This is a genomic window from Streptomyces sp. DI166 (assembly GCF_900091315.1).
GTDB lineage: Bacteria > Actinomycetota > Actinomycetes > Streptomycetales > Streptomycetaceae > Streptomyces > Streptomyces fuscus.
Genome location: NZ_FLSP01000042.1, coordinates 17,714 through 32,877 on the forward strand (window position 1 = coordinate 17,714; position 15,164 = coordinate 32,877).

General features: G+C 71.0%; 12 protein-coding genes. 7 read left to right on the forward strand and 5 right to left on the reverse strand.

Annotation, left to right across the window (positions count from 1 at the left end; all coding sequences use genetic code 11):
* Positions 1-149: 149 nt before the first annotated feature.
* The 4 genes from GA0115233_RS21040 to GA0115233_RS21055 all read right to left on the reverse strand — a co-directional run bounded on the left by GA0115233_RS21040 (position 150) and on the right by GA0115233_RS21055 (position 4,881).
* A complete protein-coding gene (locus GA0115233_RS21040) occupies positions 150-1,331 on the reverse strand; it encodes an ROK family transcriptional regulator (RefSeq protein ID WP_093721815.1) in 1,182 nt (393 codons plus the stop codon).
* 198 nt (positions 1,332-1,529) lie between these two features.
* A complete protein-coding gene (locus GA0115233_RS21045; RefSeq protein ID WP_093721816.1) occupies positions 1,530-2,207 on the reverse strand; it encodes a GntR family transcriptional regulator in 678 nt (225 codons plus the stop codon).
* Between the two features lie 120 nt (positions 2,208-2,327).
* A complete protein-coding gene (locus tag GA0115233_RS21050; protein WP_093721817.1) occupies positions 2,328-3,266 on the reverse strand; it encodes a beta-ketoacyl-ACP synthase III in 939 nt (312 codons plus the stop codon).
* A gap of 268 nt (positions 3,267-3,534) precedes the next feature.
* Positions 3,535-4,881: an L-lactate MFS transporter gene (locus tag GA0115233_RS21055; protein ID WP_093721818.1), complete on the reverse strand. Its 1,347-nt coding sequence runs from the start codon at positions 4,879-4,881 to the stop codon at positions 3,535-3,537.
* A 216-nt stretch (positions 4,882-5,097) separates the two neighbouring features.
* Here GA0115233_RS21055 and GA0115233_RS21060 point away from each other — a divergent pair, with 216 nt between their 5' ends.
* The 6 genes from GA0115233_RS21060 to GA0115233_RS21085 all read left to right on the forward strand — a co-directional run bounded on the left by GA0115233_RS21060 (position 5,098) and on the right by GA0115233_RS21085 (position 13,004).
* Complete coding sequence (locus tag GA0115233_RS21060; protein ID WP_093721819.1) at positions 5,098-6,069, forward strand: 2-dehydropantoate 2-reductase; 972 nt, start codon at positions 5,098-5,100, stop codon at positions 6,067-6,069.
* Positions 6,070-6,088: 19 nt separating this feature from the next.
* Positions 6,089-8,008, forward strand: a complete 1,920-nt coding sequence (locus GA0115233_RS21065; RefSeq protein WP_093721820.1) for a molybdopterin oxidoreductase family protein — start codon at positions 6,089-6,091, stop codon at positions 8,006-8,008.
* 5 nt (positions 8,009-8,013) lie between these two features.
* Positions 8,014-9,834 carry an NADH-ubiquinone oxidoreductase-F iron-sulfur binding region domain-containing protein gene (locus GA0115233_RS21070; protein WP_093721821.1) on the forward strand — a complete coding sequence of 607 codons (1,821 nt, stop codon included), beginning with the start codon at positions 8,014-8,016 and terminating at the stop codon, positions 9,832-9,834.
* Entirely contained in the window at positions 9,831-10,691 is an 861-nt protein-coding gene (locus GA0115233_RS21075) for a 2Fe-2S iron-sulfur cluster-binding protein (protein WP_093721822.1), read from the forward strand. Before GA0115233_RS21070 ends, GA0115233_RS21075 begins: the two co-directional genes overlap by 4 nt.
* Positions 10,692-10,708: 17 nt before the next feature.
* Positions 10,709-11,557: a formate dehydrogenase accessory sulfurtransferase FdhD gene (gene fdhD, locus GA0115233_RS21080; RefSeq protein ID WP_093721823.1), complete on the forward strand. Its 849-nt coding sequence runs from the start codon at positions 10,709-10,711 to the stop codon at positions 11,555-11,557.
* A gap of 229 nt (positions 11,558-11,786) precedes the next feature.
* Positions 11,787-13,004 carry a DUF4185 domain-containing protein gene (locus GA0115233_RS21085; protein WP_093721824.1) on the forward strand — a complete coding sequence of 406 codons (1,218 nt, stop codon included), beginning with the start codon at positions 11,787-11,789 and terminating at the stop codon, positions 13,002-13,004.
* On the opposite strand, the gene GA0115233_RS21090 is transcribed toward GA0115233_RS21085, so the two are convergent.
* On the reverse strand, positions 12,940-13,947 hold the full coding sequence (locus tag GA0115233_RS21090) for a bile acid:sodium symporter family protein (RefSeq protein ID WP_176711884.1): 1,008 nt from the start codon (positions 13,945-13,947) through the stop codon (positions 12,940-12,942). The two genes, GA0115233_RS21085 and GA0115233_RS21090, sit on opposite strands and share 65 nt — an antisense overlap.
* A 159-nt stretch (positions 13,948-14,106) precedes the next feature.
* On the opposite strand from GA0115233_RS21090, the gene GA0115233_RS21095 reads away from it, so the two are divergent.
* Entirely contained in the window at positions 14,107-14,970 is an 864-nt protein-coding gene (locus GA0115233_RS21095) for a LysR substrate-binding domain-containing protein (RefSeq protein WP_093721826.1), read from the forward strand.
* Positions 14,971-15,164 lie beyond the last annotated feature (194 nt).

The window sequence follows — 15,164 nt, forward strand, 5'->3', positions numbered from 1 at the left end:
GGCGGACGTGCGGGACCGGTGTCAGGGCAGGGCGAAGCAGAGGGATGTGCTCGGGTGACTCGTGTCAGGGACCGGTCGGGCCGGGCCCCGTACAGGTGTGCCGTGGTGCGGGCCGTGAGGTACGGGCTCTGCGGTGCGGGCTCGTGCGGTTACGCGGGTGAGAACAGGTGGTCGCTGATCAGCCGGGCCGCGCCGATGACTCCGGCGGTGGGGCCCAACTCGCCCAGCACGATGGGCAGGTTGCCGGTCGCCAGCGGCAGCGACTGGCGGTAGACCTGGGTGCGGATCGCGGCGAGCAGGGTGTGGCCGAGGCCGGTCACCCCGCCGCCGATCACCACCAGGCCGGGGTTGAAGAAGCTGACGAGTCCGGCGATGACCTGGCCGGTGCGGGTGCCGCCCTCCCGGATCAGGTCGAGGCTGGTGGCATCGCCCGCGGCTGCCGCGGCGGCGACGTCGACGGCGCTGAGCGAGCCGTTCGCCTCCAACCGCGCGGCCAGTTCCGCCGAACGGCCCTGCTGGGCCGCCTCCTCGGCGTCCCGGGCGAGCGCCGCGCCGCTGAAGTGGGCCTCCAGGCAGCCCCGGTTGCCGCAGGCGCAGGGCCTGCCGTCGGGAACCGCCTGGATGTGCCCGATGTCGCCGGCGCTGCCCGTCGTACCGCGGTGGACATGGCCGTCGACCACGATGCCGCAGCCGATACCGGTGCCGATCTTGACGCAGAGGAAGTCGCCCACGGAGCGTGCCACGCCCGCGTGCTGCTCCCCCATCGCCATCAGGTTCACGTCGTTGTCGACCATGACCGGGCAGCCGAGTTCCTGACTGAGCGCCTCCCGCACGGGGAAGCCGTCCCAGCCGGGCATGATCGGCGGTGCCACCGGGACGCCCTCGGGGAAGCGGACGGGCCCGGGGACGCCGATACCGGCGCCGTCGTAGCCCTCCGCGAGCCCGGTCGCCCGCAGTTTGGCGGCCATGGCGAGGACCTGCTCGAAGACCGCGACCGGGCCCTCGCGCACGTCCATCGGGTGGTTGAGGTGTCCGAGGATCTCCAGTTCCGCGTTGGTGACGGCGACGTCGACCGAGGTCGCGCCGATGTCCACACCGAGAAAGCGGAGTCCCGGGTTGAGCCTGATGTTGTGGGAACGGCGGCCCCCGCGCGAGGCGGCGAGTCCGTCGGCCACCACCAGACCCGTCTCCAGCAGCCGGTCCACCTCCACGGCCAGCTTGGACCGTGACAGATCGACCTGATCGCCCAGTTGCGCCCGGGAGTTGGGCCCCCCGTCACGCAACAGCTTCAGCAGCCGGGCCTGATGGGCGTTGGCGGGTCGCGCCGTCATCCGTCTCACGAGCCCCTCCCCGCCTCAATCGGCCACCGGTCGCCTGGCTTTCGAGGGGAACGTAGCAGCGGGCGCGGTGGCTGGGAAGAATCTGTGCACGAATTCCCTTCGACTTTTTCCACTGACAGGACAAAGGCGAGGGGTTTTGTGGTCAATGGGCGAGTTGCGCCCACCGGAGTACTGGGGTGCCTCGCGGACTCAGCCCTGCTGACTCGCGTGGTACGAGGTCCGCGTGTGCTCCGTGTGCTCGCGCATCAGTTCCGTCGCCCGCCGCTCGTCGCGGTCGGTGATCGCCGCGATGAGGCGGCGGTGCTCGATCCAGGACTGCTTGCCCCGTACGCGGGCGATGGGCGTGTAGTACCAGCGCACCCGCCGGTCGACCTGGGCGGCGAGCTCGGCCAGCACGGTATTGCCCGCCAGTTCCATGATCTTGGCGTGGAAGCGGGCGTTCATGGCCACCGCGCCGTCCACGTCGTCCGCCTCCACCGCGCGCTCGCCCTCCGCGCACAGCTCCTCAAGCGCCGCGATCCCGTCCGTCCCGGCGTTGGCGGCGGCGAGCCGGGCGGCCTCGGCCTCCAGCAGGGTCCGTACGGTGAGGAGCTGGTCGGCCTCCTCCTCCGTCGGCTCGTGGACGAACGCGCCCTGGGCGGGCCGCAGATCGACCCACCCCTCGGTGTTCAGCCGTTGCAGCGCCTCGCGCACCGGCTGCCGTGACACCCCGAGGTGCCCGGCGAGTTCGCTCTCGACCAGATGCTGGCCGGGGCGCAGGGCACGGGTCGTGATGAGTTCCAGGAGCGCCTCGTAGACACGGTCCCTGAGCGGCCCCGGCCGTTCCAGCTTCGGCACCGTCCCCTGCGGAAGTCCTGTCGACAACATCGCGGTCCCCCTCCAGAGCCGTCCGACCACATCCAGGGATTGTCTTTCGTCTACAGTCTACGGCGCACCGGGGCCAGTGAAAGGGGGAGTTGGCCTCGTCACACCGCGCTCGGCGGCGGTTCAGGGACAGCGCACGACCTGTCCGGCGTAGGACAGGTTCCCGCCGAACCCGAACAGCAGCACCGGGTCCCCGCTGGAGATCTTGCCCCGCTCCACGAGCTTGGAGAACGCCAGCGGGATGCTCGCCGCCGAGGTGTTCCCGGAGTCGGTGACGTCCCGGGCCACCACGGCGTTGACCGCGCCGATCTTCTCCGCGAGCGGTTCGATGATCCGCAGGTTCGCCTGGTGCAGCACGACCGCGGCGAGGTCGGCCGGGGTGAGTCCCGAGCGCTCGCAGGCGCTGCGCGCGATGGCGGGCAGCCGCGTGGTGGCCCAGCGGTACACGCTCTGCCCCTCCTGCGCGAACCGCGACGGCACTCCCTCGATCCGCACGGCGTTCCCCATCTCCGGCACCGACCCCCACAGCACCGGACCGATGCCGGGCGTCTCGGCGGCCTCGACCACGGCGGCCCCCGCGCCGTCGCCGACGAGCACACAGGTCGTGCGGTCGGTCCAGTCCGTCACGTCGGACATCTTGTCGGCGCCGATCACCAGGGCGCGGGTGGCGGCACCCGCGCGCACGGCGTGGTCGGCCGTGGCCAGCGCGTGGGTGAACCCGGCGCACACCACGTTGACGTCCATCGCGGCGGGCGAGGGGATGCCGAGCCGGGCGGCGACCCGCGCGGCCATGTTCGGGGAGCGGTCGACGGCGGTGGAGGTGGCCACCAGCACCAGGTCGATGTCACCGGGCGCGTACCCCGCCGCCGCCAGCGCCTTGGCCGCCGCGTGGCCCGCCAGCTCGTCCACGGGCTCGTCGGGTCCGGCGATGTGGCGTGTGCGAATGCCCACCCGGGACCTGATCCACTCGTCACTGGTGTCGACCAGGCCGGCCAGGTCCTCGTTGGTGAGTACCTTGGCCGGCTGGTAGTGGCCGACCGCGGCGATGCGCGAGCCGTTCATTCGGGTGGTTCCCCCTCGTTGCCTTGGGTAGCGGGATCCACCAGTCTGATCAGTGACTCACCGGTACGGCGGCAGGTGATGCCACAGGAAACCGGCGCCCGGGTTGTCGGCTTCCGTCAGACACCCGGACATCCGAACATGCGTCGAACAGCCTGCCGCCCCCGGTCACCCGGTGAACAGCTGTGTCGCCTTACGCACCAGTTCGTACAGTCCGTACCCGAGCGGCGCCCCGACCCACAGCCAGGCGAAGGCGATCAGTGCGCGCCGGTCAGGCGGACTCTGACTGCTGTCGTTCGACATCGGCGGCCTCCTGCCGGGCTCGGGGTGCGGGGATGTGGTGGCGGGGGTGCACGGGGCGGACCAGTTCGTTGGCGACGAAGCCGACGGCCAGCAGGCCGATCATGATGACGAAGGAGAGCCCGTACAGCGAGGCGCCGGTCCTCCCGGCCTCCTCCTGCCGGTCGGCGATCCAGTTGACGATCAGCGGTCCGAGGACGCCGGCCGTGGACCAGGCGGTGAGCAGCCTGCCGTGGATGGCGCCGACCTGATGGGTGCCGAAGAGGTCCTTCAGATAGGCGGGGATCGTGGCGAAGCCGCCGCCGTAGAAGGAGAGGATCACCAGCGCGCACAGCACGAACAGCGGCTTGGAGGAGTCGCCGAACAGGGCGATGCAGGCGTACATCAGTGCGCCGACGCCCAGGTAGACGCGGTAGATGTTCTTGCGTCCGATCAGGTCCGAGGTGGTGGACCAGCCGATGCGGCCGGCCATGTTGGCGGCCGACAGCAGGGCGACGAAACCGGCGGCCGCGGTCGCCGACACCGTTGTCTCCGTCTCGGCGAAGAAGTCCATGATCATGGGGGCGGCCTTCTCCAGGATGCCGATGCCGGCGGTCACGTTCGTGCAGAGCACGATCCACAGCAGCCAGAACTGGGGTGTGCGGATCGCCTGCCCCGCCGTCACCTGCGGGCGGGTGGGGGCCGACGCGGCCCGGTCGTCCCGTGCCACCGGCTCGGCCTGGGGCACCCGCACCAGCAGCACACCCAGCGCCATGAACACCGCGTACGCCAGTCCGTGCACCAGGAAGGCGGCGGCGATCCCGGAGGAGTCGGCGCCGAAGGACTCCAGCATGCGCGCCGACCACGGCGAGGCGATCAGCGCGCCGCCGCCGAAGCCCATGATGGCGATGCCGGTGGCCATGCCGGGGCGGTCCGGGAACCACTTGATCAGTGTGGAGACCGGGGAGATGTAGCCGATGCCGAGGCCGATCCCGCCGACGAATCCGTAGCCGAGCACGATCAGCCAGTACTGCTCGGTCGCGGCGCCGAGGGCGGAGAGCAGGAAACCGGAGGAGAAGCAGCACAGGGCGACCGTCATCGCCCAGCGCGGGCCGCGGCGTTCGACGAGCGTGCCGCCGAACGCCGCGGACAGCCCCAGCATCACGATGGCGAGCTGGAAGGGCAGCGCGCTCTGCGTACCGCTCAGGCCGAGCGCGGATTCCAGGGGCGGCTTGAACACGGACCAGGCGTACGCCTGCCCGATGGAGAGGTGGACGGACAGGGCGGCGGGGGGAACGAGCCAGCGGCTCCAGCCGGGAGGGGCGATGGGGGGACTCATGAGGCCGAACGGTAGGAAGTGAGCCGGTAGTTGAGAAGGCAACAGGTCGACCGTATGCGGTGAGCGGTATGCGACGCGCGACGAGCGGTCGACAACCCCCCGTACAGCGCACCCTGTCCGAACCCTTGCCGCTCCAACACGCATACTGTAGACAATATTTCGTCGACAGAGTTTCGGCAGTTCCTCGGTACCCTCGACCGAACGGAGCTCCCCCGTATGAAAGTCGCAGTCCTCGGCGCCGGTGCGATCGGCGCCTACGTCGGTGCCGCGCTCCACCGCGCCGGCGCCGATGTGCATCTCATCGCCCGTGGACCGCATCTGGCGGCCATGAGGCAGCACGGCGTACGGGTGCTCAGCCCGCGCGGAGACTTCACCTCCCGGGCCCACGCCACCGACGACCCGGCCGAAGTCGGCCCCGTCGACTATGTGTTCCTGGGCCTGAAGGCCAACTCGTACGCGGCGTGCGGGCCGCTGATCGAGCCGCTCCTGCACGACTCCACCGCCGTGATCGCCGCCCAGAACGGCATCCCCTGGTGGTACTTCCACCGGCACGGCGGCCCCCACGACGGCCACCGCCTGGAGAGCGTCGATCCCGGCGGCGCGGTCAGCGCGGTGCTCGCCCCCGAGCGGGCCGTCGGCTGCGTCGTCTACGCGGCGACCGAACTGCGGGAACCGGGCGTCGTACAGCACCTGGAAGGCACCCGGTTCTCCGTCGGCGAGCCCGACCGCACCGTCTCCAAACGCTGCCTGGACTTCAGCGAGGCGATGGTCGCCGGCGGCCTGAAGTGCCCGGTCGAGCCCGACCTGCGCTGCGACATCTGGGTCAAGCTGCTCGGCAACATCAGCTTCAACCCGATCAGCGCGCTGGCCCGCGCCACCATGCGGCAGATGTGCCTGCACGGCGGCACCCGCCGGGTGATCGAGACGATGATGACCGAGACGCTCGCCGTCGCAGGCGCCCTCGGCTGCGAGGTCGGCGTCTCCATCGAACGCCGGATGGCCGGCGCCGAGAAGGTCGGCGACCACCGCACCTCCACGCTCCAGGACCTGGAGCGCGGCAAACCCCTCGAACTCGACGTCCTGCTCGCGGCCGTCGTCGAACTCGCGGAGATCACCGGCGTCCAGGTGCCCACCCTGCGCACCGTGCACGCCATCTCGGACCTGCTCGCGCTGAGGAGCGCCGCATGACGTCACTGAGGAGCGCCGCATGAGGAAACGTGGCCCCAGGAACTACACCCGGCTCACCCACCCGCTGGTGCGCGACTCCCGCGACGAGCCCTTCCGGCAGGCGAGCTGGCAGGAGGCCCTGGACCGGGCGGCGCGCGGCATCGCCCGCAACCGGGGCAAGTTCGGCATGTTCTCCTGCGCCCGCGCCACCAACGAGATGAACTACGTGGCGCAGAAGTTCGCCCGGGTCGTGATGGGCACCAACAACGTCGACTCCTGCAACCGGACCTGCCACGCGCCGAGCGTCGCCGGGCTGTCGGCGGCCTTCGGCTCCGGCGGCGGGACCTCGTCCTACGAGGAGATCGAGCACACCGACGTCATCGTGATGTGGGGCTCCAACGCCCGCTTCGCGCACCCGATCTTCTTCCAGCACGTCCTGAAGGGGATCAGGAACGGCGCCCGCATGTACGCCGTCGACCCGCGCCGCACCTCCACCGCCGAATGGGCGGAGAGCTGGCTCGGCCTGAACGTCGGCACCGACATCCCCATGGCACACGCCGTCGGCCGCGAGATCATCCACGCGGGTCTGGTCAACGAGGCGTTCGTCGAGCGGGCGACCAGCGGATTCGAGGAGTACAAGGCCCTCGTCGAACCGTGGACCCTGTCCCTGGCCGAGAAGGTGACGGGCGTACCCGCCGCCGCCATCGGGGAGTTGGCGCACGCCTACGCCCGCGCCGAGCGCGCCCAGCTGTGCTGGACCCTCGGCATCACCGAGCACCACAACGGCACCGACAACGTCCGCGCGCTGATCAACCTCTCCCTGCTCACCGGCCATGTCGGCCGCTACGGCAGCGGACTTCAGCCCCTGCGCGGGCAGAACAACGTGCAGGGCGGCGGCGACATGGGCGCCATCCCCAACCGCCTCCCCGGCTTCCAGGACATCCTCGACGCGGGCGTGCGGCACAAGTTCGAGTCCGCCTGGGACACCGTCATCCAGCCCCACTACGGCCTCAACCTCACCGAGATGTTCGAGGCGATGGAGGAGGGGACGCTCAGGGCCGTCTACTGCATCGGGGAGAACCCCGCCCAGTCCGAGGCCGACAGCGAACAGGCGGTGCGGCGGCTGAAGGCGCTCGACTTCCTCGTCGTCCAGGACATCTTCCTCACCAGAACGGCAGAGCTGGCCGATGTCGTCCTGCCCGCCACCGCCGGATGGGCCGAGACCGAGGGCACCACCACCAACAGCGAACGGCGCGTCCAGCGGGTCCGGCGCGCCGTCGCCCCGCCCGGCGAGGCGCGCGAGGACATCGACATCATCTGCGAACTGGCCGCACGGCTCGGCCACGAGTGGAAGTACGCCGACGCCGAAGCGGTGTGGAACGAGCTGCGGTCGGTCTCGCCGGACCACTACGGAATGACCTACCCCCGCCTGGAGCGGCACCAGGGCATCCAGTGGCCCTGCCCGAGCACGGACGAGCTCGAACCGCCCTATCTGCACGGCAGGTTGTGGGACCCGGACCCGGCGCGGCGGGGACGTCTCGCACCCTTCGGACTGGTCCGGCACGATCCGCCGGTCGACCTCACCGACGAGCGCTTCCCCATCCGGCTCACCACCGGACGCCGCCTCGACTCCTACAACACCGGGGTGCAGAGCGGCAGTTTCGCCTCGCCGCTCCGGCGCGGCGAGTTCATCGAGCTGTGCCCCGAGGACGCCGAGCGGTACGGCGTCGTCGTCGGCGAACGGGTCCAGGTGACCTCGCGGCGCGGATCGGTGGTCGCACCGGTGTGGATCGACACCGCGCTGCGCCCCGGCCTCGCCTTCATGACCATGCACTTCCCCGACGAGGTGGACACCAACTCCCTGACCATCGAGGCCAACTGCCCGATCGCCGGGACGGCGGAGTTCAAGGCGTCGGCGATCCGGATCGACAAGCTGCCCGTCGCGACCATCGTGAGGTGACGCAAGTGGACCTGCACTTCGGCGACAGCAAACCCACGGACGACGAACGGGCCGCCGTGGACGCCCTGTTGGGCCCGCCCGAGTCGTCCTGGGAGGGCGCCGACCGCAGCGACGCCGACCTCAGGTGGGCGCGCGGCGGCCGGGCCGCCCGCGACCGCAGGGACCTGCTGCTGCCGGGGCTGCACGCCATCAACGACCGCATCGGCTGGATCAGCGCCGGCGCCCTCGACTACCTGTGCAGACGCCTGACCGTGCCCCCGGCGGAGGCGTACGGCGTCGCCACCTTCTACGCCATGTTCTCCGTCCGGCCCCGCCCCTCGACCGTCCTGCACGTCTGCACCGACCTCGCCTGCACCGCGGCGGGCGCGGCCGACCTGTGCGCGGGGATCGAGGCGCGTCTCGGCCCCGGCATCCACCTTGAGCGCAGCCCCTGCCTCGGCCTGTGCGAACGCGCCCCGGCCGCCCTCACCGTCCGGGCGGGCGACCCCGTACGCACGGCCGTCTCGGCACCGGCCACCGTGCGCGACACCGTACTGGCCGCGACCGCCCCGGACTCGGCCCCCGAGGAACCGCCCCCGGCGACAGCGGTGCCCCAGGCCGGGAACCCCGGGCTCACCCTGCTGGCCCGGGTGGGAGTGGTGGACCCGGAAAGCCTGGACGACTACCGCGCCCACGGCGGCTACCGCGCCCTGCGCCGCGCCTTCGACCTGGGCCCGGCCGCCGTCATCCGCGAGGTGACCGACTCCGGTCTGGTCGGGCGCGGTGGCGCCGCCTTCCCCACCGGCCGCAAATGGCAGGCCACGGCGTCCCAGCCCGACCACCCCCACTATCTCGTCTGCAACGCCGACGAATCCGAACCCGGCACCTTCAAGGACCGCGTGATCATGGAGGGCGACCCGTACTCCCTGGTCGAGGCGATGACCATCGCCGGGTACGCGACCGGCGCGCACCACGGCTACCTGTACCTGCGCGGCGAGTACCCGCGCGCCCTGGCCCGCATGGAGCACGCCCTCACCCAGGCACGCGCGCGCGGACTGCTCGGGCCCGACGTCCTCGGCCAGGGCTACGCCTTCGACATCGAGATCCGGCGGGGCGCGGGCGCGTACATCTGCGGCGAGGAGACCGCCCTGTTCAACTCCATCGAGGGCTACCGGGGCGAGCCCCGCTCCAAGCCGCCGTTCCCGGTGGAGAAAGGGCTGTTCGGCAAGCCGACCGTGGAGAACAACGTCGAGACGCTCGTCAACGTACTGCCGATCCTGACGGGCGGGGCGCAGGCGTACGCGGCCGTCGGAACGGAGGCGTCGACCGGGCCCAAGCTCTACTGCGTGTCGGGAAGTGTGGAGCGGCCAGGCGTCTACGAGTTCCCCTTCGGGGTGACGCTCGGGGACGTGCTCCGGGAGGCCGGGGTGCGGGACGGGCTGCGGGCGGTGCTGCTGGGGGGCGCGGCAGGGGGGTTCGTACGGGCCGACGAGCTCGACATCCCCCTGACGTTCGAGGGAACGCGGGCGGCCGGGGCAACGGTCGGGTCCGGAGTGGTGATGGCTTTCGACAGCACTGTGCCACTGCCCCGGCTGCTGTTGCGCATCGCCGAGTTCTTCCGCGACGAGTCGTGCGGGCAGTGCGTGCCCTGCCGGGTCGGGACCGTACGGCAGGAAGAGGCGCTGCGGCGACTGGGCGAGGGCAGGGGGGCAGCTGCGGCGGCCGATGACATCGCCCTGCTGAGGGAGGTGGGGCGCGCGATGCGCGACGCCTCGATCTGCGGTCTGGGACAGACCGCCTGGAACGCCGTGGAATCCGCCATCGACCGACTGGGGGCCTACGAATGACCACTACCGCGCTGGGGATTCCCCGCCGTCTGCTGGAGTTCACCATCGACGGGGAGCCGGTGCGGGCTCCCGAGGGCTCCACGATCCTCGACGCCTGCCGGGCCGCGGGGACGGACGTCCCGACCCTGTGCGAGGGGGACACGCTGCGGCCCAGGAACGCCTGCCGGGTGTGTGTCGTGGAGGTCGAGGGGTCCCGCACCCTGGTTCCCGCCTGCTCCCGGAAGGCCGAGGGCGGCATGGAGGTGCGCACCGGGACCGAGCGGGTGCGGCACAGCCGGAAGATCGTCCTGGAACTGCTCGCCTCGTCGGTCGACTTGTCGACCACCCCCAGGGTGCGCGAGTGGATCAAGGAGTACGGGGCCGAGCCGGGGCGGTTCGGGGCCGATGCGGGGCGGGTGAACGAGGCACCGAGGGTTGACAACGATCTTTATGTCCGGGACTACGGCAAGTGCATCCTCTGCTACAAGTGCGTCGACGCGTGCGGGGACCAGTGGCAGAACAGCTTCGCGATCTCGGTCGCCGGGCGGGGGTTCGATGCGCGGATCGCCGTGGAGCACGACGCTCCGCTGACCGAGTCGGCGTGTGTGTACTGCGGCAACTGCATCGAGGTCTGCCCGACCGGGGCCCTCTCCTTCAAGTCCGAGTTCGACATGCGCGCCGCCGGCACCTGGGACGAGGACCGGCAGACCGAGACGACCACGGTGTGCGCGTACTGCGGAGTGGGCTGCAACCTCACTCTCCACGTGCAGGACAATGAGATCGTGAAGGTCACCTCGCCGCACGACAACCCGGTGACCCACGGCAATCTGTGCATCAAGGGTCGCTTCGGCTACCAGCACGTCCAGAACCGGAACTGATCGGGGCTGATCGGGACATGGGACGAGTCACCGAACGACGCAAGGTGCTGCGCATCCGGGACGGCGCGGTCTCCAGCCGACCGGACACCCTCGTCGCCGAGGAGCCCCTGGAGATCCGGCTGAACGGCAAGCCCCTCGCGATCACGATGCGGACGCCGGGCGACGACTTCGCGCTGGCGGCCGGGTTCCTGGTCAGCGAGGGGGTGCTGGCCGAGCAGGGGGATCTGCGGAACATCGTCTACTGCGCGGGGGCCACGGCGGACGGGTCCAACACGTACAACGTGGTCGATGTGCAGACCTCGGGTGGTGTCGTCATTCCGGACATCACTCTTGAGCGGAACGTCTACACGACGTCTTCGTGCGGGTTGTGCGGCAAGGCCAGCCTTGACGCGGTACGGACCACCGCGCGGTGGCCCATCGCCGACACTCCCCCGGTGCGCGTGGACGCCGAGGTGCTGGCGAGCCTGCCGGACCGGCTGCGGGCCGCGCAGCGGGTCTTCGACCGGACCGGTGGACTGCACGCGGCCGCCCTGTTCTCCGAGGACGGGGAGCTGCTCGACATACGGGAGGACGTGGGGCGGCACAACGCGGTCGACAAGCTGGTGGGACGGGCCCTGCAGAACGGGGACCTGCCCCTGTCACGGACGGTGCTGCTGGTCTCCGGGCGGGCGTCCTTCGAGCTCGTGCAGAAGGCGGTGATGGCGGGAATTCCGGTACTGGCGGCCGTGTCGGCGCCGTCGTCGCTGGCCGTGGACCTGGCCGCGGAGGCCGGGCTGACCCTGGTGGGGTTCCTGCGGGGCAGCTCCATGAACGTGTACGCGGGTGAGGACCGGGTTGCCCTTCCGGCAGCGGCGGGACGGGGCTGAGGGTTCTCCTCGCGGCGCGACGGCTGGGCCCCGGGGGCGGGGAGCGCCCCCTGCGTCACCGGGGTCGGGCTGTTTTTTGTCTGAGGGGGCCTGTGTTGTTTACACGCCGCCTCAGTGATGTTGGGTCGGTCGCCTGCGGGGCGCCTCATGCCTCCGGTTCCCTCCCGGCCGGTGGCCGGGGTTCAGGCGCCCTTGGTTGGCAGGCCGGCGTTCGATAGCGTGCGTCGGCATGCCCCGTATCGGTGTTGCTGGACGGTGGGCCTGGGTCAGTTTTCTGGTGGTCCTGGGGCTTGGGGCTGTCCTGCTCACCCGGCTGCCCGCAGACCGTGGCGGAGGCGATGACTGTTCCGGCCGTACCGTTCGGTCCTGGGGTGCCCACTCGTCGTTGAACTCCGAGTTCTCCCGGTACGGCGATGACGCCTCCCGTGCCGACGACTGGACCGGGGGTGACGGCACCCACTCGGTGCGGTTGCCGGACGGGCGGGTGCTGTGGTTGTTCTCGGACACGTACTTGGGGCAGGTGTACGGGCCGCCCAATCCGTTCGGCGAGTCCTACGCCTGGCGTGACACCTCCGCGCCGATGGTGCGCAACTCGGCGGTGGTGATGCGGGACGGGCGGCTGGAGAGCACGCTGCCCGCTCCTCTGTTCGCCGATCCGGCGCCCGGACAGTGGCGCTGGCCCGTCGCCGCTCGGGTGGAGCCCCGGCGGCCGGGGGCGGAGGAGCAAGTGCTGCGGGTGGTGTTGTGGGTGCGGGCGGCTGGGCAGGCTCCGTGGATCTACGGGGTGCCTACCGCCACCGAGGTCGCCACGCTGTCGTTGCCGGATCTGCGCGTGGAATCGACGGTGACGGTGTTCGACCAGCGGCTTGTCGCCGATCCGTCGCGGCGTGTGCTGTTCGGGACGACGCTGGTGGAGGAGAGCGGCTGGACGTATGTGTTCGGTGGCGATGATCGGCAGGCGGTGTCGCGGCCGGTCTCGCGGGCCTATGTCGCGCGGGTGCCGGAGGGCGGGCTGGCCGATCCCGCGGCCTGGGAGTACTGGGACGGGGAGGAGTGGGCGGCTGGGGTTCGGCCTCGGACCGTGCTCGGGGACGGGGGGCGGAGGGGGGTGGGGAGTGCCTTTTCCGTTGTGCGGGACGGGGGCACGTATGTGCTGTTCAGCATGGCCGGCGGTGGGGAAGGGCTCACGACCGTGACCTCCTACTGGGCCTGTTCGCCGACAGGGCCCTGGCACGGGCCCACCAAGGACTTCCGGCCCGATCTGCCCGACGGGAACGTGGCCGCGTACAACCCGCAGGTGCATCCGGAGCTGAGCGGGGGCGGGCGGCTGGTGCTCAGCTACGACGTGAACTGGCTGGAGACGAACGGCGCCGCGGCGCAGCTCAGCCGGAACGTGTCCCTGTACCGACCGCGATTCGTGACGCTGCGGCTGGGTCCTGTGCGGTGACCTCGGGGTCGCGGGCGCGGCGCTTGGCGATGACCGCGCAGACCATGAGCTGCATCTGGTGGAAGAGCATCAGCGGGAGGACGGCGAGGGAGGCCTGGGCGCCGAAGAGGACTCCGGCCATGGGGAGGCCCGCGGCCAGGGACTTCTTGGAGCCGGCGAACTGGATGGCGATCCGGTCCTCGCGGTCGAAGCGCAGGGCCTTGGCTCCGTACCAGGTCAGAGCGAGCATCGCCGCCAGGAGGACGGCTTCCACGCCCAGCAGTGCGGCCAGCCGTGCCGGGCTGACCCGGCTCCAGACGCCCGCGACCATGCCCTCGCTGAAGGCCGTGTAGACGACCAGGAGTATGGAGCCCCGGTCGACGAGGCTCAGGATCTTCTTGTGGCGCTGGACGAAGGTGCCGATCCAGGGGCGCAGAAGCTGGCCGGCCAGGAACGGGACCAGCAGTTGCAGCACGATCTTCAGCAGGGTGTCGCCGGAGAAGCCACCGCCGGTGCTCCCCAGCAGGCTTGCCGCGAGGAGCGGGGTGGCGACGATGCCGACCAGGGACGAGAAGGAGCCCGCGCAGATGGCCGCGGGCACGTTGCCGCGGGCGATGGAGGTGAAGGCGATCGAGGACTGGACGGTCGAGGGCACCAGGGTGAGGAACAGCAGGCCCTGGTAGAGGGGGTCCGTGAGGACTGCGGGGACCGTGACCCGGGCGGCCAGACCGAGCAGGGGGAAGACGAGGAAGGTGCAGGCCAGGATGGTGATGTGCAGGCGCCAGTGGCGCAGGCCGTCCAGGGCCTCGCGGGTGGAGAGGCGGGCTCCGTAGAGGAAGAACAGCAGGGCGATGGCCGCTGTGGAAGCGCCGGAGGCCACGTCGGCGCCCGTGCCGCGGGCCGGGATCAGTGCCGCGAGGCCCACCGTCCCGAGCAGGAGCAGCAGGTACGGGTCGATCGGCATGCGACGCGGCCAGCGCAGGCGTTTCACTGTGCTCCACTACTTCACTTGCGGGCGGTTCCGGGGCACGGGCGTGCCCTCTCCATCGTCCTCCGTCGCACGTTGATCGGGAATCCCGTATACCGCTCTGACTGCTATCGCGTACGGCGATAGCCTGGGGGTGTGTACGAGCCCTCTCATCTGCGGACCTTCCTGGCCGTCGCCCAGACGCTGAGCTTCACGCAGGCGGCGCGGCGGCTGGGGTTGCGGCAGTCGACGGTCAGCCAGCATGTGCGGCGGCTGGAGGACGCGACGGGGCGGCAGCTGTTCGCGCGGGACACGCACTCCGTGGAGCTGACCGAGGACGGCGAGGCGATGCTGGGGTTCGCGCGGCGGATCCTGGAGGTGCACGAGCAGGCGGCGGCGTTCTTCACGGGGACCCGGCTGCGGGGGCGGCTGCGGTTCGGGGCCTCGGAGGACTTCGTACTGACCCGGCTGCCGGAGATCCTGGAGGGCTTTCGGTACGAGCATCCCGAGGTCGACCTGGAGCTGACCGTGGAGCTGTCGGGGGCGCTGCACGAGCAGTTGGCCGCCGGGAAGCTCGATCTGGTGCTGGCCAAGCGGCGGCCCGAGGATCCGCGGGGTGAGCCGGTGTGGAGCGACCGGCTGGTGTGGATCGGGGCGGAGCGGCTGCGGCTGGAGGTGGACCGGCCGGTGCCGCTCATCGTGTATCCGCCGCCGGGGATCACCCGGGCCCGGGCGCTGGAGGCGCTGGAGCGGCAGGGGCGGGAGTGGCGCATCGTGTGCACCAGCGGGAGTCTGAATGGCTTGATCGCGGCGGCTCGGGCGGGGCTGGGTGTGATGGCGCACACCCGGGGGCTGATTCCGCCGGGGCTGGTGCGGATGCCCGAGCGGGCAGGGCTGCCGGAGCTGGGGCGGGTGGACTTCGTGCTGGTGCACGGCGCGCGGCGGACGGCGGCGAAGGGGGCGGCGGACGCGCTGGCCGCGGCGATTCTGGCGGGCGGGGAGCGGCTGCACCGGCGTTGAGCGGGTCGTACAGATTTGGTGGAGATCAAGGCACCGAACCTTACTCAACCGTCAGGTTTCTGTCCGACCCTTCCCCTTGTGCGTGCATTTTCCCTGGCAGACGGGGCCGCGTCGCGGCTTTGGCCGGTTTTCCGCCCCCTCCCGCCCGGTCTGACCGTGGGGTAGCTTTCACGGCCAGCGCTGGCGTCGTACAA

Bases quoted from the DNA above. Each gene is read 5' to 3' on its own strand.
- GA0115233_RS21040 (WP_093721815.1), bottom strand. From the start codon at position 1,331: ATGACGGCGCGACCCGCCAACGCCCATCAGGCCCGGCTGCTGAAGCTG.
- GA0115233_RS21055 (WP_093721818.1), bottom strand. From the start codon at position 4,881: ATGAGTCCCCCCATCGCCCCTCCCGGCTGGAGCCGCTGGCTCGTTCCC.
- GA0115233_RS21075 (WP_093721822.1), top strand. From the start codon at position 9,831: ATGACCACTACCGCGCTGGGGATTCCCCGCCGTCTGCTGGAGTTCACC.
- GA0115233_RS21050 (WP_093721817.1), bottom strand. From the start codon at position 3,266: ATGAACGGCTCGCGCATCGCCGCGGTCGGCCACTACCAGCCGGCCAAG.
- GA0115233_RS21090 (WP_176711884.1), bottom strand. From the start codon at position 13,947: ATGCCGATCGACCCGTACCTGCTGCTCCTGCTCGGGACGGTGGGCCTC.
- GA0115233_RS21085 (WP_093721824.1), top strand. From the start codon at position 11,787: ATGCCCCGTATCGGTGTTGCTGGACGGTGGGCCTGGGTCAGTTTTCTG.
- GA0115233_RS21060 (WP_093721819.1), top strand. From the start codon at position 5,098: ATGAAAGTCGCAGTCCTCGGCGCCGGTGCGATCGGCGCCTACGTCGGT.
- fdhD (WP_093721823.1), top strand. From the start codon at position 10,709: ATGGGACGAGTCACCGAACGACGCAAGGTGCTGCGCATCCGGGACGGC.
- GA0115233_RS21065 (WP_093721820.1), top strand. From the start codon at position 6,089: ATGAGGAAACGTGGCCCCAGGAACTACACCCGGCTCACCCACCCGCTG.
- GA0115233_RS21045 (WP_093721816.1), bottom strand. From the start codon at position 2,207: ATGTTGTCGACAGGACTTCCGCAGGGGACGGTGCCGAAGCTGGAACGG.